A 25,054-nucleotide genomic window follows, 5' to 3' on the forward strand; every position below is an offset into this window, starting at 1 on the left:
GCGTTGTTCCTGGCCGAGACGCGCGGCGTCAAGGCTGGACTGGTGTACCTCGAGAGCTGTCATGTCTCCCGGGACGTCTTGCTGCGTGCCATGCAGGACCCGGGATCCCGGCGCAGCCGGGAACGTCGCGAACGGCATCGGAATGAATAGCTCATGAATATTACCCAGCTCTGCAAGCGTTACAGTCTCGAGCACTATGGCAACCTGGAGGACGCCTGGGATGCGTTCGGCCCCTCCGGCATCGTGCTCATGCAGCTATGGCATGCGCCGAACCAGCGCCTGCGCGAACATCCCCTGCCTGGCGCCCAGCTGCGCGTGCGCTGCTTCGACAAGGCCCAGCACGAAGCGGAAGGCGCCGACGCCTACCATGGCCGTGTCTGGAGCATCGCCGCCGTCGAGAATGGGGCGAAAGGCTATGCCGCGATGTCGATCGCGCCGTCGGAGCAGCGCGGCGCCGGCGCCTGGGCCAAGTACGCCAACCTGGAACGCGTGTTCCCGGTGCTGGCGCTGGAACGGGAGCCGGATGGCGACATCTACGCCGTGCTGGGCGCGCCGGTGCCCGCGTCCGAACTGGGCGACGCCCCGGCGCCGCGCCGCGGCCGCCCGGCGCTGGCGCGCGCCGCGCTGACCGACGCCGTACTGCGGCAGCCTAGCCCTGGTGGTCGCGCATCCACTCCTTCAGGCCGTTGACCCAGTCCTTGGCCGGCAGGTTCAGGCGCCGCCTGAGCTCCGCGGCGCGTTCGTACAGCACCGAGAAATCGAGCTGCGGCGCGTTCTTGAAGGCGACGACCACGATGTTCGCATCGTGCACCTCGGGCAGCCACACCACCGCATCGAACACCTGCTCCATGGCCAGCAGGTTCCTGTCGTAGTGATCGAAGTCGCCGAACACGTTGGCGGTCATGATGCCGTTCTCGCCCAGGCAGTCATGGCAGCCCTGGTAGAACTCCGGCGTGTCGAGCACCGGTCCGCGCGCCTCGTGGTCGTACAGGTCGACCTGCAGCACGTCCACCTTGCCGTGGTTGGCCGGGTCGAGCACGAAGTCGAGCGCGTTCATCTCGCGCACATCGAGGCGGGCGTCGTTTTCCGGCAGGCCGAACAGCGCGCGGCAGATCGCGATCACATTCGGATTCAGCTCCGCCACGGTGACCCGGGCGCCGGGGAAGCGCTGGTAGCAGAACTTGGTCAGCGCGCCGCTGCCCAGCCCGAGCTGGACGATGCGGCGCGGCGCCTGCTGGAACAGCGTCCACATCATCATCATCTGCACGTATTCGAGCTCGATCGCATCCGGTTTCGCCAGCCGCATCGCGCCCTGCACCCAGGAGGTGCCCAGGTGCAGGAAGCGCACGCCCTCGAATTCGTCGATGGTGGCGGGCGGGTGGCCCGGCTGGGCGAAGCGGGGATCGATGGTGCGGAACGTCGTGGGCGGCATGGTCGGGCAGGTGCGGGTGAAAGCCGATCTTACCAGACGATCCGTCTCAGGCGATGCCGTTGCGGCACCAGGTGTGGAAAGCCGGCCGCGCGGCCAGCCGGTCGAGCCAGGCGGCGACGTGCGGGAGGTCCGGGCGATTCAACGGTGTCATCAGCCAGCGGTTGACGGACAGGCCGAGCACGATGTCGGCCAGGGTAAAGCGGTCGCCGGCCACGAAGGCGCCGCTCGCGCCCAGGCGCGCGTCGAGCAGGGCGACGTGGCGGTTCCAGCCGGCGATGCTGGCCGCCACCAGCGCCGGGTCCTGGTGCGCCGGGTTGGCGCGCACCAGCGCCATGAACGCGTAGCGCCACGCGGTGTTCAGTTCCGTCGCCTGCCAGTCCATCCATTGCTCGACCATCGCACGCGCTTGCGGGTTGGCGGGAAGCAGGGCTTCGCCGCCATGCCGGTTGCACAGGTAGCGGCAGATCGTGTTCGATTCCCACAGCACGAAGCCGTCGTCGACCAGCACCGGGACCATGCGGTTCGGGTTCAGCACGGCGTGGGCATCCTGCCATTCCTCGCGCTCGAAGGGCAGGCCCAATTCGGCGCAGGTCCAGAGCACCTTGCGCACGTTGATCGATGTCGCTTTTCCGATAATCTTCAGCATGATGGCTCCCGGTGGCTCAGGGCGACGGCGGCGCCGGCAGGGCAGGCAGGATCAGGGTGACGGCCAGGCCCCCGCCGTCGCGGTTCGCCAGGGTGATGCGGCCGCCATGCGCCTCGGCGATCTCGCGCGCCAGCGCCAGCCCCAGGCCGGTGCCGCTGCGCTTGGTCGAGTAGAACGGCACCAGCGCATTGGTCAGCACCGCTTCGCTCATGCCGCTGCCGCGGTCGAGCACGTCGATGCGCAGCACGTCCTGCACGCGCCGCACCTGCAGTTCGACCCTGGCCGGGCGCGACCCGGATTCGTGCGCGTTCTTCAGCAGGTTGAGCAGCGCCTGTTCCATCTGCGCTGGATCGATCCAGGCAGGCTCCGGCGGCAGCTCGCCGGCCAGGCGGAACTCGACCTGGTTCGCGAGCCGGGCCACGAAGGCCGCCCAGTCGCAGGCTTCCAGGCGCGGCGTCGGCAGCTTGGCGAAGCGCGCGTAGCCGAGGATGAAGCTCTCCAGGTGGCGGGTGCGCTCGCCGATGGTCTGCAGGATCTGCGGCAGGCGCTCGGTCTGGCCGCGCCGCACCAGCTCCGTGCCCGAGTGGGCCAGCGAGGCCAGGGGCGCCAGCGAGTTGTTGAGTTCATGGCTGATCACGCGGATCACCTTCTTCCAGGTCTGCACTTCCTGGCGCCGCAGCTCGGTGGTCAGGTGGCGCAGCAGCAGCAGCTCGTGCTTGCGGCCGTTGAGCGTGAAGGCGCTGCGCGCCAGGTGGTAGACCTCTTCCTCCTCGGCCTCGCCGGCGGTGAACAGGCCGTCGCCGCCGCGCGCCAGCGCCTCCTTCAGCGCCACGGAAGCGCCGTCCAGGACCTCGCGCAGCTGGTGGCCTTCCAGCTTGCGTCCCTCGGCGAGCAGCTGGCGCGCCGCCACGTTGGCGTACACGATGGTGCCGGCGCTGGCCGCCGAATCGGTCACCAGCAGCATCGCCACCGGGGTGTTCTGCACCATGGTGTCGAGCAACAGCTCGCGCTGGACCAGGCCGAGGCGCTGTTCGCGCAGCACGTTGCCGAGGTCGTTGTGGGCGGCGATCAGGTCGGACAGCTCGTCGTTGTGCGGCCAGTGCAGGCTGAAGGAAAAGTCGCCGTCGCGGTAGCTGGCCACCGTGCCCTCGAGGGCGCGGAACAGCGACAGGATCGGCTGGATCTGGGAGCGGATGGTGATGATGGCGATCGGGACCACCGCCAGCAGGCAGACGGCGAACACCAGCACCGGATTGTCGGGAAACAGGTGATCGAGGCCGAGGGCGATCAGGATGCCCAGCGCCAGCAGGGTGCCGACCAGCGCCGACCAGCGCGTGACCAGCGAGAGGCGGAAGCCCCGGCCGCGCGGGCCCGCTGCGCTCATGCCGACCTGGCGATGCCGAGCCGCTCCATGCGGCGGTACAGCGCCTGGCGCGACAGGCCCAGTTCGGCCGCGGCCTGGGCCACCACGCCGCCGGCGCGCGCCAGCGCCTGGGCGATCGCGTCGCGGTCAGGTTCGGTCTCGCTGACCGCCGCGGGCGCGGCGGGCAGGCCGAGGTCGGCCACCATGATGGTTTCGCCGTGGGCCAGCAGGCTGGCGCGCGCCATCACGTTCTTCAGTTCGCGCACGTTGCCGGGCCAGGCGTGGGCCAGCAGGGCCGCCTCGGCGGACGGGTGCAGGCGCTTGCCGCGCGGGAGGAAGCCGATCGCCAGCGGCAGGATGTCGCCCGGACGCGCGGCGAGCGGCGGCAGGCGCAGCTCGATCACGTTCAGGCGGTAGTACAGGTCTTCGCGGAAGGTGCCGGCGCGGATCATGGCGCCCAGGTCGGCGTTGGTGGCGCTGATCACGCGCACCTTCACCTGGCGCTCGCGGTTCGAGCCGAGCCGCTCGAAGCGTCCGGTTTCCAGCACGCGCAGCAGTTTCATCTGCCCGGCCAGCGGCAAATTGCCGATCTCGTCGAGGAACAGGGTGCCGCCGTCGGCCGCCTCGAACTTGCCTTCGCGCGCCTTCGAGGCGCCGGTGTAGGCGCCGGCGTCCGCGCCGAACAGTTCGGCCTCGATCAGTTCCGAGGGCAGGGCGCCGCAGTTCAGCACCACGAAGGGACCGTCGGCCACCTGCGAGTTGGCCTGGATGATCTCGGCGATGCGTTCCTTGCCGGTGCCGTTCGGCCCCGAGATCAGCACCGGCACGTCGGCGCGCGCGACCTGGCAGGCCAGGCTCAGCACGCGCTCGGTGGCCGGGTCCTGCCACACCAGGCCGCGCAGGTCGAAGTTCTGTTCCAGCTCGCGCCTGGCGCGGCGCTCGCGCTGCAGGCGCGTCGACAGGGCGCGATTCGCCTGGCCCAGCTCGATCAGGTTGGTGACGGTCGCCAGCAGGCGCTCGTCGTTCCAGGGCTTGGACAGGTAGTCGGCCGCCCCGGCTTTCACCAGGTCGACCGCCGCGTCCAGGTGGGTCCAGGCGGTCAGCAGGATCACCGGCAGGTCGGGATGGCGCTTGCGGATTTCGCGGAACAGCGCCACCCCTTCCTCGCCCGACGTGGTGTCGGCGGTGAAATTCATGTCCTGGATGACCAGGTCGACCGCTTCGCTCCCGAGGAGGGCCAGGCCCTCCTCGGGCGAGGAGGCGCGCAGCGCGGCGATGTCGTGCAGCGAGAACAGCACGTCGAGCGCGATCGCCACGGCGGCATTGTCGTCAATGATGAGAACAGTGGGCATGTCCGCTAGCATAACATCGGTCGTCCGGCCTCAGGTACTGCGGGTGGCCAGGGCCGGCGAGGTGCTGGCCGCGCGCCACGCCGGGCCGTAGGCCGCCAGGATGCCGAGCGCCCAGAACACGATCGCTCCGCCGGCCAGGTAGACGAACGGCAGGCGCGCCATTTCCAGCTTGCTCACCAGGAGGTGGTTCAGGCCGACGCCGAGCAGCACCCCGCCGAACACGCCGGCGCTGGTGATCATGAAGTTCTCGGCGATGAAGTAGCGCAGGATGTCGATCTTGCGCGCGCCCAGGGCGCGGCGCACGCCGATCTGCTTGCGGCGCTGGGTCACCCACAGGCTGGCCATGCCGACGATGCCCGAGCAGGTGATCAGGAGCAGCAGCACGCTGACCGTGATCAGCATCCACGACAGCGCCACGTCGGCGCGGTAGCGGTTCTTGCGGTCTTCCTCGACGGTCTTGGCTTCCAGGATCATCGGGGTGGCCGAGGACTTGCGCAGCGCCGCCTCGGCTTCCTTCATCACGCGGTCGCGCTGGCCCGGCTCGGCGCGCAGCGCGTACAGCGCGCCCGGCTGGCCGTACACGCGCGCCGGCACGATGGCCGAGAACTCGCCGCGCTCGCCGGTCTCGGCGTGGGCCGACTGGAGGCGCTCGACCACGCCCACGATCTGCGTATCCAGGGCTTCCTCGCCGGTGCCGAAGTACATGGTCTTGCCGATCGCGGAGCCGCCCGGCCACAGCTTGTCGGCCAGCGCCTTGCTGATGATCAGCTGCTTGGGCAGTTCGCGGCTGGTGTTCTCGTTGACGTCGACCAGTTCCTGCGGCAGGAAGTCGCGGCCTTCGACGATCTTCAGGCCGAAGGTCTTGACCAGCGAGTCGCCCGAGATGTACATCGAGGCGATGGCGCTTTCGCGCTCCTGGCGGCGGTCGAGCGCGACGCTGTTGTTGCTGCCGCTGCCCGACACCGGCATCTGCGTCACGTAGGCCGCCGAGGCCACGCCGGGCACCGCGCGCAGCACCTCGGTCTCGCGCTTGATGGTGGCCAGCATCTGCTCGGGGCCGTCGCTGTTCAGGTTGCGGACGGTGAAGTAGAAGGTCGCGGCTTCGTCGGACAGGCCGGTCGGGCGCGCCACCTTTTCGCGGCGCTCGTTCACGATGTGCAGGGCATTGGCCAGGATCGCGAGGCTGAGCGCGACCTGCAGCGCGACCAGGATCGGGCCGGTCTTGTTGCGCAGCAGCGCGGACAGGATGGGACGGAGTTCCATGATGGGTTTCCTTATTCGCTGGTTCGTTATTGCGACTTGAGCTGGATCGCCGGGGTTACCTGGCAGGCGCGCCAGGTCGGCAGCAGGCCGGCGACCAGGGCCGCGCTCACTGACATGATGAAAGTCACCGCCAGCATCTGCCAGTCCATGCGCGCGATCGCCGCCATGCCCTTGCTCTGCATGCCGATCAGGGCCAGGGCGCCGAAGGCCAGCACCAGGCCCAGCACCCCGCCGACCAGGCCGACGACGCCGGTCTCGATCAGGAACTGGCGGAAGATCTCGCGGCGCGAGGCGCCCAGCGCGCGGCGGATGCCGACTTCGGCGGCGCGCACCGAGAACTTCGCCAGCAGCAGGCCGATGGTGTTCACCAGGCACAGGACCAGGAAGCCGAACGCCAGCCAGGCCGACAGCTTGCTGTCGTTGCCCACCACCTTCAGTTTTTCCATCCACTCCATCACGTTGTACACCTCGTTCGGCGCATTGCGCTTCAGGCGTCCCAGCTTGCGCTGCTCGCTGGCGTAGTTGTCGAGGTAGGTCTGCAGGTCGGAGCGGTCGCTGGCGGTGCGGGTCTCGACCCAGAACTGGATCCAGGTGCACTCCGAGGTCAGGAGGTTGGCGAAGCCGGGATCGCGGTTGGCGCTGCAGTTCATGCTGCCGGAGTGGCCGGTCTCGTGCCGGATCGCGCTCGAGAACGGGATGAAGAACTCTTCGCCGGTGCCGAAGCGGCGGCCGCCGATCAGCTTGTAGTAGCGCGGCAGCGGCGCCCACTTGTCGGCCACGCCGACCACGGTGTACGGATGGCCCATCATCATCAGGCGCTGGCCCACCGGACTGGTTTCGCCGTACAGCTTCTCGGCGATGGCGCGGCTCAGCACCACCACGTCGGCGCCGCGCGCGTCATCGGCTTCGGTCCATGGCTGGCCGTGCAGGAAGGGGACATCGAACATGGCGAAGAAGTCGCGCGTGGGCGCCAGGCCGTTGGCGTTGAAGGCCGGGATGTCCGTGCGCGGGGGCTGGACCGGGACTTCGATGCCGTACATGGCGGTGCGGCGTTCGCCCTGGCCGCTCTTCAGCAGGTTGGCGGCGTCCGGATAGCTCATCTGCATGTCGTTCGGATCGTCGCCGGGCGTCCAGCCCTCGACCGGGCCGTTGTCGACCTGGGGCACGAACAGGCGGTCGCTCTTGTGGGGGATCGGGTCGCCCGACATCATGTGCAGGATGGTCAGGGTCGAGACGCTGGCGGCCACGCCGATGGCCAGGGTCAGCACCATCAGCGCGGTCAGGGCGGGGTTGCGGCGCAGGCTGTGCACGCCGAGCTTGAAGTAGTAACCGAACATGGCGGATCCTCAGGCGGTCACGGAAGTCTTGGCGTCGACCAGGGTCGGGCCCTTGCGCACCAGGTCGGACACCTGGCCGTCGATGATGTGCACGTTGCGGTGGGTGCGCACCGCCAGTTCCGGGTCGTGGGTCACCATCAGGATGGTGGTGCCGGCCGCGTTGATCTCTTCCAGCAGTTCCATCACGCCGCGCGCCATCTGGGTGTCGAGGTTGCCGGTCGGTTCGTCGGCCAGCAGCAGCTTGGGCGAGCCGGCCAGGGCGCGCGCGATCGCCACGCGCTGCTGCTGGCCGCCCGACAGTTCGGCCGGGTAGTGCTTCATGCGCGACGCCAGGCCGACCTTGGACAGCGCGTCCTCGATGCGCTCCTTGCGCTCCCTGGCATTGAAGCCGCGGTAGCGCAGCGGCACGTCGACGTTGTCGAACAGGTTCAGGTCGGGAATCAGGTTGAAGCCCTGGAAGATGAAGCCGAGCTTCTCGTTGCGCAGGCGCGAGCGCGCGGTGTCGTCCAGTCCCTTCACGTTGACCCCGTCGAGGATGTACTCGCCCGAGGTGAATTCCTCGAGCAGACCGGCGATGTTCAGGAAGCTGGTCTTGCCCGAGCCGGAGGGACCGGTCACGGTGACGAACTCGCCCTGGTTGACGGTGATCTCGAAGCCGCGCAGCGCGTGGGTTTCGATCATGTGGGTGCGGTACACCTTGCTCAGGTTGGTCATGCGCAGCATGGGATTCTCCTTGTGTTTGTGTTCTTGTTCAGCGGTTGATCGAAACGCGGGTGGCGTTATTGAAGGTATCGGTGCCGGAGACGACCACCTTGTCGCCGGGCTTCAGGCCGGACAGGATCTCGACGTGCGAGATGCTGGTGGCGCCCATCTGGATCGGGGTGCGCACGGCGACGCCGTCCTGCACCACGTAGGCGTGGCGTCCGCCCTCGCTCTCGACGAAGGGACCGCGCGGCAGCATCAGCACGTTCGGCCTTTCCTCGATCAGCAGGCGCGCGGTCACGCGCTGGCTCTGGCGCAGGCCCTTGGGCTGTTCGCCGTCGAAGCGCACGCGCGCCAGCACCTGGTTCTTGACGACTTCCGGCGACAGCGCGGACAGCTTGCCGGTGGCCTTCCCGGTCGGCAGCGTGATCTCGGCGCTCATGCCCAGGCCCATGTCGTTGACATAGGTTTCCGGCACTTCCAGCTCGACTTCGAGCTTGGACAAATCGACCAGGGTCATGAGCGGCGCGTTGGCCGCCACCACCATGCGATGCTGGACGTTGAGGGTGCCGATGAAGCCGTCGACCGGGGCGCGCACGGTCAGCTCGTCGACGCGGCGCTGGGCGTTGGCCATCGACAGGCGCTGGCGTTCCAGCTCGTTGACCTTGGTCTTCAGCGCCAGCTGGACGTCGTCGCCTTCGAGGCCGGCCGCCTCGGAGGCATGGCGGGCGCGGATCTGGGCCGAGTTCAGCGCATCCTTGGCCTTCTGGTAGTCGATCTTGGCGATGATGCCGACCTGGGCCACGCTTTCATAGCGCTCCAGCGTGCGCTGGGCGGACAGGCGCTCGATCTCGGCGGTGTCGGCTTCCTTCTGGGCCAGCAGCTTCTGCTTGCGCGACAGGATATGCTGGCGCGCCACCTCGGCCTTGAGCTGCTCGTAGCTCGACACCTCGCGCTTGAGTTCATCGGTCAGGTCGGGCGATTCCAGCACCGCCAGGACCTGGCCTTTCTTGACGGTGTCGCCGGCGGCGACCTGCAGGTTGACGGTGGCGGGCGCGGTCGAATACAGGGTCGGGCTGATGGCGGCCACCACGCGGCCGTTCACGGAAGCGTCGCGCACCAGGGTGCCGCGGCTGGCTTCGGCGATGCGCAGGCGGCTGCCGGACACCGAGTGTTCGCTGTTGTTCCAGGCCGACAGCGCGGCAAGGCTGACGGCGACGAGGGCGGCGGCGGCGCCGGCCCACATGGCGCGGCGCTTGTATTTCTGCGCCGGCAGCGGGGCGATGACGGCGTCCTGTTGTGATGTATCGCGGATCATGATGTGTCCAGTAACGGCAAGATGCTGTCGTTATTGCACGATCCGTGCCAGCTGCTAAGTCATTGATTCATAACGAGCGGACAGGGCGGACAGCAGTGTCCGCAGTGTCCGTCCGGGAGAGGTCGTACGTACGCGGACAGCCTGTCCGCGTACGGCCGGCTTACTTCTGCGGTTTCTGGCGCTGTGCGTAGCGTCCGACGATGGCGCCCTTGGCGATCACGTGGCCGCGCATCGCCTGCAGCAGCTGCTCGCGGTCGGCGCCGAAGGGCAGGTCGAGCAGGCTGTCGAGCGCGTACACCTGGAAATGGTAGTGGTGGGCCGGGTCGCCCACCGGCGGCTTCGGTCCGTAGTAGCCCATCGAACCGCGCGTGTTGCGGCCCTGCAGCACGCCTTCCGGATCGGTCAGGCGCGGCTGCTCCTGCACGCCTTCCGGCAGGCTGGTCACGCCGGCCGGGATGTTCCAGGCCAGCCAGTGCACGGTGGGGGTGACTGGTGTGGAGTCCGGGTCTTCCATCACGATCGCATAGGATTTCGCGCCCGGCACCGCTTTCCACGCCAAGGGGGGCGAGACGCCGTCCGCGTATTCGCTGTACTTCTCGTCCATGGCGGCATCGTGGCGGAAGGCGGACGAGCTCACGGACAGCTGGCCCCTGGCCTCGGTTTCGGGGCGCTTGCTGGCCAGCGGGACCTTGTTCCCCTTGTTGGCCTGCTCCTGCATCGGTCCGGCGGGCGGCGCGGCCGTGCCGACGGCGGCCGTCTTCGGGCCGGTGTAGGCGATCCGGTAGATCACGCCGTTGCCGTCGTCCGCCATCAGGAGCGCGCCATCCTTCGCCACCGCCAGGCCGACCGGGCGCGCGATGTGGGTCTTGCCGCCATCGGTCAGGAAGCCGGTAACGAAGGGTTCGACCGATGCCGGCTGGCCGTCGGCGTAGCGTACGCGCACGATCTCGTAGCCGGAGGCCGGGTTGCGGTTCCACGAGCCGCGCATGGTCACGAAGGCGTCGCCGCGGAACTCGGCCGGGAGCATGTCGCCGCTGGCGAACACCATCTGCATCGGCGCCGCGTGCGCCGTGTAGCCCAGCACCATCGGGATGCTGCGCGCCTTCCACTGTTCCTTGCTGATCTCGCCCACCGGGGTGCTCTGCGGGTAGATCTGGTTGGCGCCATACACGTGCGGCCAGCCGTACTGCTTGCCCAGCTCGATCTTGTTGAGCTCTTCCGGCTGCTGGTTATCGCCCAGGAAGTCGATGCCATGGTCGAAGCCCCACAGCTCGCCGGTTTGCGGATGCCAGCCGAAGCCGATCAGGTTGCGCAGGCCGCTGGCGAAGATGCTGCGCTTCTTGCCGTCCGGCGCGATGCGCAGCAGGGTGGCGTTTTCGGGATTGCTCTCGTTGCAGGTGTTGCAGGTGCTGCCGACGCTCAGGTACAGCATGCCGTCCGGACCGAAGGCCATGCTGCGGTTGGGGTGCTGGCCGGCGTCGGGCAGGTCGCCGACCAGCATCTTCAGGGCGCCCAGGCGGCCGTCGCGCTGGATATCGGCCACGAACAGTTCCTTGACGGTGACCAGGTACAGCTTGTCGTCCCTGATCGCCAGCCCGTGCGCGCCGGCGCGATTGGCCACCGTGACGGGGGCGCCGTCGGCGCGGCCATCCTTGTCGGCGTCGCGCAGCAGCAGTACGTCGCCCTGGTCGCGGCGGCTGACATAGACGTCGCCGCTGGGCGCGACGGCGATGATGCGCGGGTTTTTCAGGCCGGTGGCGAAGGCGCTCACGGTGAAGCCCTGGGGCGCCTTCAGCGCGCGGATGCGCTCCGGCGTGGCTTCCACCTTGTTCGGCTTGAAGATGTTGATTCCGGTCGAGAACTGGGTGCCGTCGCCCTGCTGGGCGGACGCGGCGCCGAACGCCATGCACAGCACGGCCGCGGTGGAAGCGCGTTTCATGAGAGCCATACCTTTCCTGGTCATTGTGATCGAGGCTTGCGCGGATATCCTGCCAGAGCGCAGGACGGCGGTATGTGGGGGAACGTACAATGCCGGGTTGACCGGAGGGCGCGCCATCCATGGCGGGTAATGGCGGCCGCTGGCGGTTTGCTATCTTGCAATATGGCATGTCCGTTCGCATCTGGAGGGCGAATCCGGCGCCGCCGGGACACCCGCGAGGACGCATTGGCCTTGTTCGACCACCTGAAAGCCCTCTGGCGCGGCATCGTGCCGGATGCGGCGGCGGACCCGCCGCGCCACTTCTTCACCCCGCACGAGATCGCCGCCCTGCACCTGGCCGCGCCCGGCGGGGCGGCCGCGCTCGACGACCAGACCTGGCAGGACCTGCTGCTCGAATCCTATGAAGAGAAGCTGGCCCAGGGCGTCAGCATCTTCGGCCGCCAGGTGCTGCATCGGCGCCTGCGCGCGGGGCTGGACGACGGGGAATGCGCGGCCCTGAAGGAAAGGCTGCGCACCCTGGTGGACGACCCGGCGCGGCGCGCGGCGCTGCATGGCTGGCTGCGCACCCTGCGCCATGCGGACACCGAGGTGGCCGGCCTGCTGTTCGGCGACGCGGCGCCGCCGGCGCCGTCCTGGGCGCGCTGGCTGTGGACCTTGCCGCTGGCGCTGCTGCTGTCGGTCGCCGCGCTCATCACGCTGCCGCTGGGCTGGCTCGCCACCGCGGCCGTGCTGGCGCCGCTGATGATGCTGCAGGTCCGCTATCACCGCCGGATCGAGGCCTGGGCCGGTGTATTACGTTCGCTGCACGCGCTCCTGCGCACCTGCGGCACCCTTGGGCAGCAGCAGGATCCGCTGCTGGCCCCCTTCGCCGCCGCGCGCGACGCCGCCGGGCGCCTGCATCGCCGCCTGGCGCATTCCCTCCTGATCCGCATGACGCCGGGCGGGAAAGCCTATGCCGACTGGTTCGCGGCCGCCAACGTCGGCTTCCACTACCGGACCAGGGGCCTCGTGGACGCGGAGCGCGCCTTCCTGCGCGAGCTGTATGTGGCGTGCGCCAACCTGGAAGCCGACGTGGCATTGGCGCGTCACCTGGGTGAATCCGGTCACTGGTGCTGGGCCGAACGCGCCCCGGCACGCGCGCTGGTGCTGGAGCAGGGCGTCCATCCGCTGATGGAGCGCCCGGGCGCCCTGAGCCTGGCGCTGGACGGGCGCGGCGCCTTCGTCTCGGGCCAGAACGCGTCCGGCAAGAGCACTTTCCTGCGCATGGTCGGCCTGAACCTGGTCGCGGCGCGCGCCTTCGGCTTCTGCTATGCGGCGCAGGCGCGCCTGCCGGCGCTCCCGGTGCGCGCCAGCATGCAGAACGAGGATTCGCTGCTGGGCGGCGAAAGCCTGTACATGGCGGAGCTGCGGCGCGCGCGCGAGCTGCTGGAGGCGGCCGGCGATCCGCCCGGCATCTGCCTGATCGACGAGGTATTCCGGGGCACCAACCACCTGGAGTCGGTGTCGGCCGCCTGCGCGGTGCTGGAACAGTTGTCCGGGCGCGACCTGGTGCTGGTGTCCTCGCACAACCTGGTGCTGGCGCCCCTGCTGCGCGAGCGGCTCGACCCGTACTGCATCGACACCTCCAGCGGCCGCCCGGTACTGGCGCCGGGCGTGCTGCGCAACCCGAACGGCATCGCCCTGCTGGCGACCCAGGGCTTCGGCGCGCGGATCGAGGGCAGGGCGGCGGAAGTGGCGCACTGGTTGAGCAGCCACCTGATGGAGCCGGCGGCGCCCGCTCCGGTGCGCGACGCCGCCTGACCGGCTCAGGCGCCCGCGCGCAGGGTGTGTGCGGCGGCGACCATGTTGCGCAGGGCGGGCAGCACTTCGTCCCAGGTGCGCGTCTTCAGTCCGCAGTCCGGATTGATCCACAGGCGCTGCGCCGGAATGCGCTGTCCCGCCTGGCGCATCAGGCCCACGATCTGGTCCTGGCTCGGGATGTTGGGCGAGTGGATGTCGTACACCCCCGGGCCGATGTCGTTCGGATAGCGGAAGCCGTCGAAGGCGTCCAGCAGCTCCATGTTCGAGCGCGAGGTCTCGATCGTGATCACGTCCGCATCCATGTCCGCGATCGCCGCGATGATGCCATTGAACTCCGAATAGCACATGTGGGTGTGGATCTGGGTCTCGTCGCGCACGCCGTTGGCGGCGATGCGGAAGCACTCGACCGCCCAGCGCAGGTAATCCATCCCTTCCTCGCGCCGTAGCGGCAGGCCTTCGCGCAGGGCCGCTTCGTCGATCTGGATGATGCGCACGCCGGCCGCTTCCAGGTCCAGCACCTCTTCGCGGATCGCCAGCGCCAGCTGGCGGCAGGTGACCAGGCGCGGCTGGTCGTCGCGCACGAAGGACCAGTTCAGCATCGTGACCGGGCCGGTCAGCATGCCTTTCATTGGTTTATCGGTCAGCGACTGGGCGTAGGTCGTCCATTTCACCGTCATCGGATGCGGGCGCTTGACGTCGCCGAACAGGATCGGCGGCTTCACGCAGCGCGAACCGTAGGACTGCACCCAGCCGTACTGGCTGAAGGCGTAGCCCTCCAGCTGTTCGCCGAAGTATTCGACCATGTCGTTGCGCTCGGCCTCGCCGTGCACGAACACGTCCAGTCCCAGCGCCTCCTGCTCGCGCACGCAGCGGGCGATCTCGGCGCGCATCGCGGTCTCGTAGTCGGCCTGGTCCAGCTGGCCGCGCCGGAACCCCTGGCGCGCCAGGCGGATGGCCGGGGTCTGCGGGAAGGAACCGATCGTCGTGGTCGGATAGGCGGGCAGCTTGAGCAGCGCCGCCTGCTGCGCGCTGCGCTGCACGTGGGCCTGGGCGCGCTGGCCCAGCGCCGGGGTGATCCGGGCCAGGGCCGCCGCGACCTCGGGATTGTGGACCCGCGGGGAGGCGCGGCGGCGGTCGATCGCGGCCGCGTTCTCCACCAGCGCCTCCTGCACCTGGGTGCGTCCATGGTCGAGTGCGCGCGCCAGGATGCGCAATTCCTCCAGCTTCTGCACGGCGAAGGCGAGCCAGGAGCGGACTTCGGGATCCAGGCTTTGCTCGCTGGCCAGGTCGACCGGCACGTGCAGCAGGGAGCAGGACGGTGCGATCCACAGGCGCTCGCCCAGCTGGCGCTGCACCGGCTCGAGCCAGGCGAGCGTCGCGTGCAGGTCGGTCTTCCAGACGTTGCGGCCGTCGATCACGCCCAGCGACAGGATTTTGTCCTGCGCCAGTTCGCGAATGACGTGGCCGACCTCGGCGCGCGCATTGATGGCGTCGAGGTGCAGGCCGTCCACCGGCAATGCGCAGGCCAGGGCCAGGTTGCTTTCCAGGCGGCCGAAGTAGGTCGCCAGCAGCAGCTTGACGCCGCTGTTGCGCAGCGCTTCGTAGGCTGTCGCGTAAGCCTGCTGCCAGCTTGCGTCGAGGTCGGTCACCAGCGCCGGTTCGTCGACCTGCACCCATTCGATGCCTTCCTGCGCGAACCAGTCCAGCAGCGCCGCGTAGATCGGCAGCAGCGCGGGCAGCAGGTCCAGCCTGTCGCTGCCGTCTTTCGCCTTGCCCAGCCAGAGGTAGGTCAGCGGTCCGATGATCACCGGCTTGGCCTTGACGCCGAGCGCGCGCGCCTGCGCGAGCTGCTCCTGCAACCGGCTGGTGTCGAGGGAAAAGCGGGTCGCGGCGCTGAATTCGGGGACGATGTAGTGGTAGTTGGTGTCGAACCACTTGGTCATTTCGCCCGCATGCACGCAGCCGCAGCTACTGTCGGCGGGAGCGCGGCCGCGGGCGACGCGGAAGTAGCTGTCCAGCGCAGCGCCCGGCAGGCCACGTGCGCGCTCGGGGATATTCCCGAGGGTGAAGCTCATGTCGAGCACCTGGTCGTACAGCGAGAAGTCGCCCACCGGCGCGAAATCGAGCCCGGCCTGGAGGCTCCAGTGCTTCGCGCGCAGCTGGGCGCCCAGGTCCTGGAGTGCCTGCGCCGGCGTTTCGCCTTTCCAGTAGTGCTCCAGGGCGAACTTCAGTTCGCGTTGCGCGCCGATGCGCGGGAAGCCGAGATTGTGGGTCGTGGTCATGATGCTCAGTCTGTGTGATGGATGAGTTCATCATAGACAGTTCGATACATGAATAAAATTGGTATGATTTCATATATCGATTAATTTCATTCATGTATGCTTGAGCGTATCCATCTCTCCATCATTCGCGAGGTCGACCGCTGCGGTTCGCTGACCGCCGCCGCCGACGTGCTGTGCCTGACCCAGTCGGCCCTCAGCCACACGATCAGGAAGCTCGAGCTGCAGCTGGGCACCGAGGTGTGGAAGCGGGAGGGGCGCGCGCTGCGCCTGACCCAGGCCGGCGAATGCCTGCTGGCGCTGTCCACCCGGCTGCTGCCGCAGCTCGAGCATGCGGAGCGCCTGATGCAGCAGTTCGCGCAGGGCGAGCGCGGGACGCTGCGCATCGGGATGGAGTGCCATCCCTGCTACCAGTGGCTGCTGAAGGTGGTGACGCCTTATCTCGCCGAATGGCCGGAAGTCGATGTCGACGTGAAGCAGAAATTCCAGTTCGGCGGCATCGGCGCCCTGTTCGGCTACGAGATCGACCTGCTGGTCACGCCCGATCCCGTGTACCGCCCCGGCCTGCGCTTCGTGCCCGTGTTCGACTACGAGCAGGTGCTGGTGGTGGGGAAGGGCCATCCGCTGGCGGGCCTGGACCACGCCGAGCCGGCGCAGCTGGCCGACGAAGTCCTGATCACCTATCCGGTCGACATCGACCGCCTCGACATCTACAACCAGTTCCTGCTGCCGGCCGGCTGCGTGCCGCGCCAGCGCAAGGCGATCGAGACCACCGACATCATGCTGCAGATGGTCGCCAGCGGGCGAGGGGTGGCGGCGCTGCCGCGCTGGCTGGTGGAGGAATACGCGGACCGGATGGCGGTGGCGCCGGTGCGGCTGGGGAAGGGGGTGTTCAAGCAGATCTTCCTGGGGAGCCGCGAGGCGGATGCGGGGACCGAATACCTGGAAGCCTTCATCGCGCTGGCGCGCCAGGGATGAGACGTGACTATCGGACGAAAGGACGGTCGACATTCACCACGTAGGTGGCATACATCTCGGGGAGCATGTCGAGAACTAGCTGGCGTCCCAGCATGTCCGACTCACGGATCACCCGCGCCAGCAGGTCGATATCGAGCGTTTCGAGCGCAGCTTCGGCGGACGACGCATGGCTCAGGTGCCACGGCTCCGGATACATGCCGCCGTGGTAGCAACGATACGGACGATAAAACCCGAAGCGTTCGATATGCATGTCAAGCCAGGCATGCAGGTGCTCGAATATGCCGCCCGGAGCGACTTCTTCCGGCAGCAGTTTCAGGCTGTAGCCGACCGGCATGGCAGTCCGGTCGAAGACATCGATGTCGGTGCCCCAGTGTCGGCGGCTGGCCCCCGGTAGTCCCGACCAGCCCAGGATGGCGTGTACGATGTCATGCTGCGTGAGCGACCCATGATCCCGTACACGTCCATCCATGTCATATAGCGGGGCTTGTCCGGAGAACTTCCGGTTCCAGATCCGGACCTGGGCATCGAGCGGACGGTAAGAGGCGCAGGGGAGCAGGTCGATCCCGTCTTGCCGCGCCGCCTCGCGCAATGCCAGGAACGCCGTCGCCACCTCGGGAATGGCCGCAAAACGGGGCTGCCAGTACTGCTGCACATGGGTGCGTCTTCGGCCTGTAAGCTCCCATTCGTCGAGCGCCACACCATTCATCCTCTCCCTCCGCTTCCACGATTCGCCGTGCCGGCAAATCGCGCTCCGGCCTCATCGTACTCCCTGCGTAGCTGCTGGTGAGCAGGACTGGCCTGGATAGACGCGCGCCAGGCCAGGCACTTACCAGAGCAATTCGGTGTCATTGCCGCTCGACCGATCCGTTCTGCGCTTATCCGCAAACGCGTCCAGCATGAAATCGACCATCGCCCGCGTCTTCGCCTGCAAATGGCTCTTGGTCGGAAAAAGAACGTAGATGTCGGCCGGCGGCGTCGTCCATTCCGTCAGCAGCACGCGCAGGCGCCCCGAACGCAGATAGGGCGCCACGTCCCACTCGGAGCGCAGCACGATGCCATGCCCATCCAGCGCCCAGGCGAGCACGGTCTCGCCGTCGTTCGAGCTGAGCGGTCCCCGCACCTTGACGGTCTCCTGCCTCGTCCCGGAGCGGAAATGCCAGCTGCCGAAGATTTCATCGCTCTCGCGCAGGACGATGCAACTGTGATTGTGCAGGTCGCGCGGCGAGGCCGGCACCCCCCGTGCGGCGATATAGGCGGGCGACGCGCACAGGAAGCGGCGGTTGTCCGCCAGCTTGCGCGCCGTGAGCCGCGCATCCGGCTGTTCGCCGAAACGGATCGCCAGGTCGAAGGCCTGCTCCACCAGGTTCACCGGACGGTCGGTCAGGTGCAGCTGGACTTCCACCTCGGGATACTGCTTGGCGAAGCGGGACAGCAGCGGCGTCACATACTTGCGGCCGAACCCAAGGGTCGCACTGATCCGCAGCAAGCCTTGCGGGACGACGCTCCCGCCCGAGATCTTGCGCTCGAGCGCCTCCAGTTCGGCGACCAGGCGTTCGCCTTCCGCCAGGTAGGTTTCCCCTTCCGGCGTGAGGCTCATGCGGCGGGTAGTCCGGTTGAGCAGCCGGACCCGCAGGCGCGCCTCGATGGCGGCCAGCCGCTTGCTCACCGCAGGCGGCGTGACGCCCAGCTCCTGGGCCGCCCCGGCGAGGCTCCCCTGCTTGATCAGCAGCGCAAAGAACGACAAATCGGAAAGACCGTCCATTCGTAACCTATTCGACTGAATGAAGTGCGAAAAGGTGAATTATAAAGCTTCTTTTTTTGAATATGATATCCCTACCGATCGCGCCAACCAAGGTCGGCGCCCACAGACCAAAACAGACCATCGGAGGAGACCATGAAACTGAAACTCGCACTGCTTGCCGCAGCGGCATTCGCATCGACTGCCGTGTTCGCGCAAAACTATCCGTCCCGGCCGATCCGCCTGCTCGTACCCTATGCGCCCGGCGGCAGCGCGGACATCGTCGCCCGGCGCATCGCGGACGAATGGGCCAAGGCGGCCGGCGGCAGCATCTATGTCGAGAACAAGGCTGGGGCGGGCGGCAACATCGGCGTCGATGCGGTCGCCAAGGCCGCACCCGACGGCTACACCATCGGTCTCCAGACCGTCTCGCTGGCCATCAATCCTTCGCTGTTCGCCAAGATGTCCTACAACACGCTGAAGGACCTGGCGCCGATCGGCATGGTGGCCTCGTCCCAGCACGTCCTCGTCGTCAATCCGGCCTTCCCGGGCAAGGACACGAAAGAACTCCTCGCCGCCGCCAGGTCCCAGCCGGGCAAGTTCAACTACGGCTCGGCGGGGCCGGGCAGCACCTTCCACATGGCCGCCGAGCTGTTCAAGGATGTCACCAGCACGGACATCACCCACGTGCCCTACAAGGGCGGCGGTCCCGCCCTGCTCGACACGATGGCGGGCATGGTCGACATGAGCTTCCCCGTGCTGTCCGCAGCCGTTCCCCACGTCCGGGGCGGCAAGCTGCGCGCCATCGGCGTGACGGGGCCGAAACGCTCCCCGCTGATGCCGGACGTGCCGACCCTCCAGGAATCGGGCGCCATCGGCTACAACTTCGAGACCTGGTTCATGGTCTTCGCGCCGGCGAATACGCCCAAGCCGATCATCGACAAGCTCAACGCCGCGCTCAACAAGGCCATCAGTTCGCCCGAGCTGAAGGACAAGCTGGTCAAGGACGGCTTCGACCCGATCCCGTCGACGCCGGCGCAAGCCCAGGCGCGGCTGGCGCAGGAACTCCCCTTGTGGGCCAAGCTGATCAAGGAACGCGGCATCAGCGCCGAGTAACCCCAACCGACAGACCAACATGAGCAAGACACTTTACCGAAAACTGGTGGACTCGCACACGGTCGTGCAGCTGGACCAGGATAACGTCCTGTTGTACGCCGACCTGCACCTGATGAACGAGTACACGAGTCCCCAGGCCTTCGCCGGCCTGGACGAGCGTGGACTGACAACCCTGTACCCGGGACAGAACGTCGCCACCGTCAGCCACATCATTCCTACGCATCCGGACAAGTTCCGGATCATCGATGATGCGGATTCCGCGCTCCAGGCGAGCAACCTGAAACGCAACTGCGACCGCCACGGGATTCCGCTGTTCGACACGAACGACCGCTGGCAGGGCATCGAGCACGTCATCGCGCCCGAGCACGGCATGATCCGGCCGGGCATGGTCGTCATCTGCGGGGACAGCCACACCACCACCTACGGCGCCCTCGGCGCCCTCGGCTTCGGTATCGGCACCACGGAGGTCGAGCACCTGCTGGCCACGCAGACCCTGGTCTACCGCCTGGCGAAGGACATGCGCATCCGCATCGACGGAAAGCTCCCGGTTGGCACTACCGCCAAGGACCTGGTGCTGATGGTCATCGCATGCATCGGCGCACAGGGAGCCCGCGGTTATGTGGTCGAATTCTGCGGCTCCGCCATTGCCTCCCTCAGTACCGAGGCGCGCTTCACACTGTGCAACATGGCGGTGGAAGCCGGTGCGCGCGGCGCGTTGATCGCCCCCGACGAGACGGCCGTGCAGTACGTGCTGGCGCATTGCCCGGACCTGGCCGAAGACGCAGGACTGGGGGAACGCGCGCTGGCGCAATGGCGGACGCTTGCCAGCGATCCGGATGCGAGCTTCGACGTCGAGTATTCCTTCGACGCGTCCGACCTGGTTCCCACGGTCACCTGGGGCACCAGCCCGGACCAGGCCATCCCGGTGACGGGCGCCATTCCGGCAGCGGCCAGCGCGTCGGATGCACGGGCGCTGCAGTACACCGGCTTGAGCAGCGGCATGCCGCTGGAAGGCGTCGCGATCCAGCACGTGTTCATCGGTTCCTGCACCAACGGCCGCATCGAGGACCTGCGGGCGGTCGTCGAGGTGATCGGCGAGCGCAAGGTGGCGCCCGGCGTGCGCGCCATGGTGGTGCCCGGATCGGGCGCGGTGCGCGACCAGGCGGAGCGCGAGGGCATCGCCGCCAGGCTGGTCGCGGCGGGATTCGAATGGCGCAAGCCCGGCTGCTCGATGTGCCTGGCCATGAATGACGACGTGCTGGCGCCCGGCACGCGCTGCGCGTCCACCACCAACCGCAATTTCGAAGGCCGGCAAGGGCGGGGGGCGATCACCCACCTGATGAGTCCTGCCATGGCGGCGGCCGCCGCGGTCACCGGGAAAATCACCGACGTAAGAAGGCTTCTGGCACATCATGAGTAAACACACCATCATCGAGGGGATCGCAGCGCCGCTCCCGATCGCCAACCTCGACACCGACCAGATCATCCCGAAGCAGTTCTTGCGCGGCATCGACAAGGCGGGACTGGACCGCGGCATCCTGTACGACCTGCGCTTCGACGGACAGGGGCATCCGCGCCCGGACTTCGTCCTGAACCAGCCGGCCTATGTCCGTGCGCCCATCCTCCTGGGCGGCGCGAATTTCGGTTGCGGTTCGAGCCGCGAGCACGCGGTCTGGGGACTCCAGCAGTTCGGGGTGCGCGCGGTCGTCGCATCGAGCTTCGGCGAGATCTTCTACTCGAATGCCATGAACAACGGCCTGATGCTGGCGATCGTGTCGGAAGAGGAGATGCAGCGCCTGTTCGCGGAGGCGGCGGAGGCGGCGGCGGCGGCGTCACCGGTGCAGGTGCGCATCGACGTGGAGCAGCTCCAGGTGCACAGCGCGACCGGATCGGCGGGCTTTACCCTGAGCGAACGCCATCGGCGGATGTTCATGGACGGGCTGGACATGCTGGGCGCATCGCTCCAGCACCTGCCGGCGATCCAGGCGTTCGCGGAACGCTGGCACGAGGCGAATCCCTGGCTGAAGAATGTGGCGGGCGCCGCCAGGGCCAGGATCGATCGCCCGGCGGGCGCTTCAGGCGGATGAGGTCAGGCGGATGAGGTCAGGCGGATGAATCGGGACTGTCCGACTCGACGAAGGTCTTGAGCCGCTCGAGCGCGGTCTGCCACTGCCGGCCGATGGCTTCGAGGCTGCGCCGCGCCTCGTCGAGCCGGTCCGGGGCGAGCTCCCAGAGCCGCTCCCGTCCGAGTTTCACGTCGCGCACCAGGCCGGCGTCGGCGAGGACCTGCAGGTGCTTGGTCACGCCCTGCCTGCTCATGTCGGTGCCCGTGGTCAGCTGGGCGATCGACAGCAGGCCGCCCGCGCACAGCAGGGAGACCAGCCGCAGCCGGGTCGGATCGCCCAGGGCCGCGAAGACCTCGGCGAGGCCCTCGGCCGGCTCCCCGCCGTGCGCGCGTCGGCGTTTATCCGCCGACATGGCGCGCGATGTTCCCGACCTGCGCGTCCCAGCCCTGGCTGTTCATGCGGAAGGCCTCGAGGCGGCGATGCGGCGGCACGCGGTCGAAACCGGATTCGACGACCTTGAGCAGGGTGCCCTTGTCCGGCGTGTCCTGCAGGGTGAAGGTCACCAGCGTCGGCTCTTCCTGCGTATAGTCGACCTCGGGATCGATCGCATACGGATGCCAGTAGAACGACAGCAGGTGTTCGGGCTCGACGCGGTCGACGCGCACCTCGAACTGCAGGTGCTCGTAGCCGGGGTGCGTGATGTGCCCGCGCACCAGCCCGTCCGGTGCGAAGCTCTGGCCCTTCAGGTTCACGCCGAACCAGCTGCCGAACTCCTCGGCGTTGACGAGGGCGCGCCAGACCCGCGCGCGCGGCGCCTTGATGGCGATGCTGCGTTCGATGCTGTCGGTGTTCGTGCTTGCGGTCATGCTCATGTCTCCTGTCGATGAGGTCTCGTCAAGCAACCAGGCGGTTGCATATTCCGAGTGTAGACGCAACGGCGCATCAATGCAACCGGATAGTTGCGCATCGGGCGGGCACCTCCCGGACTAGAAACTGATGATGAAGCGCGCCCCTTCGCCCACCGACTTCGCATAGCGCACCGTGCCGCCGTTCTCGTGGACCAGGTGGCGCACCATGGCCAGGCCGATGCCGCCGCCCTGCTTCTTGGTGCTGAAGAAGGGGGTAAAGATCTGCGCAACCAGGGCGTTGGGCACCCCGGGACCGTCGTCCTCCACCTCGATCCGCAGGCGGGCGCCGCGCACCAGGCGGGCGCTGACCCAGGCCTGGCCCTTGTCGACCTTCGCCGTGGCCTCGAACGCGTTCTTCAGCAGGTTGATGAGCGCCTGCTCCAGCTGCCCCGGATCGGCCATCAGTTCGAGCGAAGTGGGCTCCACCGAGAAATGCACCTGCCCGCCGCGCGCACGCCAGGCCGGGCCCACCAGCGCCGCCACCCGCTCGAACAGGGCGCCGACGTGGATCCGTTCGGGATGTGCGGCCGGCACGTTCGACAGGCTGCGATAGCTGGCCACGAAGGCGACCAGGCTGTCGGCGCGGCGGCTGATCGCATCGAGCGCGGTCCCGAGGTCGCCGCTCACTTCCGGCGGCAGCGCGTCGCGGCAGTCGTTCACCAGCTCATGGGCGGTGCGCGACAGCGAGGCCACCGGGGTCAGGGAATTCATGATCTCGTGGGTCAGCACATGCACCAGCTGGCGCCATGCATTCAGCGCTTCCGCTTCCAGTTCGCTCTCGACCGGCATCAGTGCGGCGAGCCGTTGCGGCTTGCCGAGGAGCGCGAGCGAGGACAGCGCGAGCAGGGCGCGCTCGGCGCCGCGCTCGGTCTCGAACTGGATCAGCGTGCGCCGCTCGCCCGGCTGCGCGACCAGCTGGCGGTACAGGTCGGCGGTATCGCTGGCGCGTCCCGGCGCCACCAGCTTGCGCGCGTTGGCGTTCAGCGGGACAACAGCTCCTTCGCCCGCGCCGCCGTCGATCCGGAACAGCGCGATCGGCGCATGTTCGAACCGCGTCTCCAGCGCCAGGGCATTGTCGAGCAGGCCCTGCTGCTCGATATTGAAGACGGCGCGCGGTTCGGGCGGCGCCGGGTGGCGCAGCGCGGCCAGGCGGTCCAGGCAGCGCCACAGGACGGCCAGCAGCGGCAGCGCGCCCAGCGCGCACAGCACCACCAGGCGCGGCGAGTCGCGCACGGCGCCCGCGCCGAAGGCGAGCAGCACGGCTCCGGCCACGCACAGCAGGACGGCGCTCTTGAGCCGACTTTCAGATGCCATGCTTGCCCAGCTTGCGGTACAGCGCCGCGCGGCTCAGTCCCAGCATGCGCGCCGCCAGGCTGATGTTGCCCTTGGCCTTGTCGAGGGCGGCGGCGATGGTCTCGCGTTCGAGCGCGCCCAGCTTGTACTCCTCGCCATCGCCCGGGCGTGCGGCGGCGGCAGGCGCGGCCTGCGCCGCGGACGCGGGCGCGAACAGGCCGAAGTCCTCGAACCGGTACTCGGCCTGGGCCGCCAGGATGACGGCGCGTTCGCAGGCATGGCGCAGCGCGCGCACGTTGCCGGGCCAGGACCATTCGCACAGGCGCACCAGGGCATGGGCCGCCAGTTCGCGCACCGGACGGCCGTACTGGGCTTCGTACAGCGACAGGTAATGGTGCAGCAGTCCCGGGATGTCGTCGCGCCGCTCGCGCAGCGGCGGCACCCGGAGCACGATGGTGTTCAGGCGGAACAGCAGGTCGGGGCGGAACACCGACGGATCGAACAATCGCGCTTCGTCGAGATTGGTGGCGCTGACGATGCGCACGTCGATCGGCTCGGCGCGGTCGGCGCCCAGCGGCGTGACTTCGCGCCGTTCGAGGGCGGTCAGCAGCTTGGCCTGGGCCGGCAGCGGCATGTTGCCGATCTCGTCGAGGAACAGCGTGCCGCCGCGCGCGGCCTGGAAACGTCCCGCGCGGTCGGACCGGGCGTCGGTGAACGAGCCTTTCCGGTGGCCGAACAATTCGCTTTCGAACGTCGTCTCCGGCAGGGCGCCCATGTCGACCGCCAGGAAGATGGACCCCGCGCGGCTGGAGGTCCCGTGGATGGCGCGCGCCACCAGTTCCTTGCCCACGCCGTTCTCGCCCAGCACCATGACATTGGCTTCGGTCGGCGCCACGCCGGCGACCATCGCCTTCAGCTCGCGCATCGGCGCCGAGTCGCCCATCAGGGCCGGCGCGGACGGCACCGCGGCGCTCGCACGCCGCGCCAGCGCGCCATCGACAGCGGCCAGCAGCCGGGCGTTGTCCCAGGGCTTGGTGATGAAATCGCTGGCCCCGCGCTTCAGGGCTTCGACCGCCAGCGGCACGTCCGCATAGGCCGTCAGCGCAATCACGCTCGGAGGCCGGGGCAGGGCGCGCAGGCGGTCCAGCACGGCCAGGCCTTCGGTCCCGTCGATGCGGCCGGGAGTGAAATTCAGGTCGAGCAGGACGACGTCGGGCACGCCAGCCTGCAGCAGCGCCTCCAGGCGCGCCGGGTCGCCGAGCGTCGCGACCGCGCCATGGCGCCGGCGCAGCAGCATGCTCGCCGCGCAGGCGACGTCGTCATCGTCGTCGAGGATCAGGATGCTGGCGGTGGGATCGGCCATCAGGGTCGGAGCACAGGGGGCAGTGGAGCAGCCATTCTAGCAGCGGCAAACCCGTCCCGCGACGGCCCCTGGGGCGCCTGTCCGGAAGCGCACACCCGACCTGTCCGGATCCGGACAGCTTGTCGCCGCGATGCGCCCGGGAACGCCTTCCCGCCGCCCTC

Annotated in this window: 22 protein-coding genes; 6 read left to right on the top strand and 16 right to left on the bottom strand. The window is 68.4% G+C overall.

Annotation, left to right across the window (positions count from 1 at the left end; translation table 11 throughout):
• Positions 1–153: 153 nt before the first annotated feature.
• Complete coding sequence (locus tag H162_RS0111410) at positions 154–690, top strand: hypothetical protein (RefSeq protein ID WP_020653601.1); 537 nt, start codon at positions 154–156, stop codon at positions 688–690.
• Here the strand turns inward: H162_RS0111410 and H162_RS0111415 are convergent.
• From H162_RS0111415 to H162_RS0111455, 9 genes are all read right to left on the bottom strand, one after another.
• Positions 650–1,432 carry a spermine/spermidine synthase domain-containing protein gene (locus H162_RS0111415; RefSeq protein WP_020653602.1) on the bottom strand — a complete coding sequence of 261 codons (783 nt, stop codon included), beginning with the start codon at positions 1,430–1,432 and terminating at the stop codon, positions 650–652. The genes H162_RS0111410 and H162_RS0111415 overlap by 41 nt on opposite strands.
• A gap of 46 nt (positions 1,433–1,478) precedes the next feature.
• Entirely contained in the window at positions 1,479–2,078 is a 600-nt protein-coding gene (locus H162_RS0111420; protein WP_020653603.1) for a glutathione S-transferase family protein, read from the bottom strand.
• Positions 2,079–2,094: 16 nt separating this feature from the next.
• Complete coding sequence (locus H162_RS0111425; protein ID WP_020653604.1) at positions 2,095–3,462, bottom strand: sensor histidine kinase; 1,368 nt, start codon at positions 3,460–3,462, stop codon at positions 2,095–2,097.
• On the bottom strand, positions 3,459–4,793 hold the full coding sequence (locus H162_RS0111430; RefSeq protein ID WP_020653605.1) for a sigma-54-dependent transcriptional regulator: 1,335 nt from the start codon (positions 4,791–4,793) through the stop codon (positions 3,459–3,461). Before H162_RS0111430 ends, H162_RS0111425 begins: the two co-directional genes overlap by 4 nt.
• A gap of 30 nt (positions 4,794–4,823) precedes the next feature.
• Positions 4,824–6,056, bottom strand: a complete 1,233-nt coding sequence (locus H162_RS0111435; protein WP_020653606.1) for an ABC transporter permease — start codon at positions 6,054–6,056, stop codon at positions 4,824–4,826.
• A 26-nt stretch (positions 6,057–6,082) separates the two neighbouring features.
• Positions 6,083–7,393, bottom strand: a complete 1,311-nt coding sequence (locus tag H162_RS0111440; RefSeq protein ID WP_020653607.1) for an ABC transporter permease — start codon at positions 7,391–7,393, stop codon at positions 6,083–6,085.
• 9 nt (positions 7,394–7,402) lie between these two features.
• Complete coding sequence (locus tag H162_RS0111445; protein WP_020653608.1) at positions 7,403–8,116, bottom strand: ABC transporter ATP-binding protein; 714 nt, start codon at positions 8,114–8,116, stop codon at positions 7,403–7,405.
• A 28-nt stretch (positions 8,117–8,144) separates the two neighbouring features.
• A complete protein-coding gene (locus H162_RS0111450) occupies positions 8,145–9,413 on the bottom strand; it encodes an efflux RND transporter periplasmic adaptor subunit (RefSeq protein WP_020653609.1) in 1,269 nt (422 codons plus the stop codon).
• Between the two features lie 160 nt (positions 9,414–9,573).
• The gene (locus tag H162_RS0111455) at positions 9,574–11,352 is read right to left on the bottom strand and encodes a YbhB/YbcL family Raf kinase inhibitor-like protein (protein ID WP_020653610.1); all 1,779 of its coding nucleotides are present in this window, start codon (positions 11,350–11,352) and stop codon (positions 9,574–9,576) included.
• A 231-nt stretch (positions 11,353–11,583) separates the two neighbouring features.
• On the opposite strand from H162_RS0111455, the gene H162_RS0111460 reads away from it, so the two are divergent.
• Positions 11,584–13,152, top strand: a complete 1,569-nt coding sequence (locus H162_RS0111460) for a MutS-related protein (protein ID WP_020653611.1) — start codon at positions 11,584–11,586, stop codon at positions 13,150–13,152.
• Positions 13,153–13,157: 5 nt separating this feature from the next.
• Here the strand turns inward: H162_RS0111460 and metE are convergent, their stop codons facing one another.
• Positions 13,158–15,434, bottom strand: a complete 2,277-nt coding sequence (gene metE / locus H162_RS0111465) for a 5-methyltetrahydropteroyltriglutamate--homocysteine S-methyltransferase (protein WP_020653612.1) — start codon at positions 15,432–15,434, stop codon at positions 13,158–13,160.
• 96 nt (positions 15,435–15,530) lie between these two features.
• Between metE and H162_RS0111470 the strand changes: the two genes are divergently transcribed.
• Positions 15,531–16,409 carry a LysR family transcriptional regulator gene (locus H162_RS0111470; protein ID WP_020653613.1) on the top strand — a complete coding sequence of 293 codons (879 nt, stop codon included), beginning with the start codon at positions 15,531–15,533 and terminating at the stop codon, positions 16,407–16,409.
• Positions 16,410–16,416: 7 nt separating this feature from the next.
• On the opposite strand, the gene H162_RS0111475 is transcribed toward H162_RS0111470, so the two are convergent.
• Together H162_RS0111475 and H162_RS0111480 are read right to left on the bottom strand one after the other, a co-directional pair.
• The gene (locus H162_RS0111475; RefSeq protein WP_020653614.1) at positions 16,417–17,115 is read right to left on the bottom strand and encodes a M15 family metallopeptidase; all 699 of its coding nucleotides are present in this window, start codon (positions 17,113–17,115) and stop codon (positions 16,417–16,419) included.
• A gap of 120 nt (positions 17,116–17,235) precedes the next feature.
• The gene (locus H162_RS0111480) at positions 17,236–18,171 is read right to left on the bottom strand and encodes a LysR family transcriptional regulator (protein ID WP_026354524.1); all 936 of its coding nucleotides are present in this window, start codon (positions 18,169–18,171) and stop codon (positions 17,236–17,238) included.
• A 132-nt stretch (positions 18,172–18,303) separates the two neighbouring features.
• Here H162_RS0111480 and H162_RS0111485 point away from each other — a divergent pair, with 132 nt between their 5' ends.
• From H162_RS0111485 to leuD, 3 genes are read left to right on the top strand one after another with little or no spacing between them, the layout of a single operon-like run.
• A complete protein-coding gene (locus tag H162_RS0111485) occupies positions 18,304–19,263 on the top strand; it encodes a tripartite tricarboxylate transporter substrate binding protein (RefSeq protein WP_020653616.1) in 960 nt (319 codons plus the stop codon).
• A 19-nt stretch (positions 19,264–19,282) separates the two neighbouring features.
• Positions 19,283–20,683, top strand: coding sequence for a 3-isopropylmalate dehydratase large subunit (leuC, locus tag H162_RS0111490; RefSeq protein ID WP_026354525.1), 1,401 nt, complete (start codon positions 19,283–19,285; stop codon positions 20,681–20,683).
• A complete protein-coding gene (gene leuD / locus H162_RS0111495; RefSeq protein WP_020653618.1) occupies positions 20,676–21,350 on the top strand; it encodes a 3-isopropylmalate dehydratase small subunit in 675 nt (224 codons plus the stop codon). The genes leuC and leuD overlap by 8 nt, the downstream gene beginning before the upstream one ends.
• Before the next feature lie 16 nt (positions 21,351–21,366).
• On the opposite strand, the gene H162_RS0111500 is transcribed toward leuD, so the two are convergent.
• The 4 genes from H162_RS0111500 to H162_RS0111515 form a co-directional block, all read right to left on the bottom strand.
• Complete coding sequence (locus tag H162_RS0111500) at positions 21,367–21,741, bottom strand: ArsR/SmtB family transcription factor (protein ID WP_020653619.1); 375 nt, start codon at positions 21,739–21,741, stop codon at positions 21,367–21,369.
• Entirely contained in the window at positions 21,728–22,195 is a 468-nt protein-coding gene (locus H162_RS0111505; RefSeq protein WP_020653620.1) for an SRPBCC family protein, read from the bottom strand. The genes H162_RS0111500 and H162_RS0111505 overlap by 14 nt, the downstream gene beginning before the upstream one ends.
• A 120-nt stretch (positions 22,196–22,315) precedes the next feature.
• The gene (locus H162_RS0111510; RefSeq protein WP_026354526.1) at positions 22,316–23,551 is read right to left on the bottom strand and encodes a sensor histidine kinase; all 1,236 of its coding nucleotides are present in this window, start codon (positions 23,549–23,551) and stop codon (positions 22,316–22,318) included.
• Positions 23,541–24,893 (bottom strand): sigma-54-dependent transcriptional regulator, encoded by a 1,353-nt coding sequence (locus tag H162_RS0111515; protein WP_020653622.1) that lies wholly within the window; start codon positions 24,891–24,893, stop codon positions 23,541–23,543. The genes H162_RS0111510 and H162_RS0111515 overlap by 11 nt, the downstream gene beginning before the upstream one ends.
• Positions 24,894–25,054: the final 161 nt, after the last annotated feature.

Source organism: Massilia niastensis DSM 21313 (genome assembly GCF_000382345.1).
Taxonomy (GTDB): domain Bacteria; phylum Pseudomonadota; class Gammaproteobacteria; order Burkholderiales; family Burkholderiaceae_D; genus Telluria; species Telluria niastensis.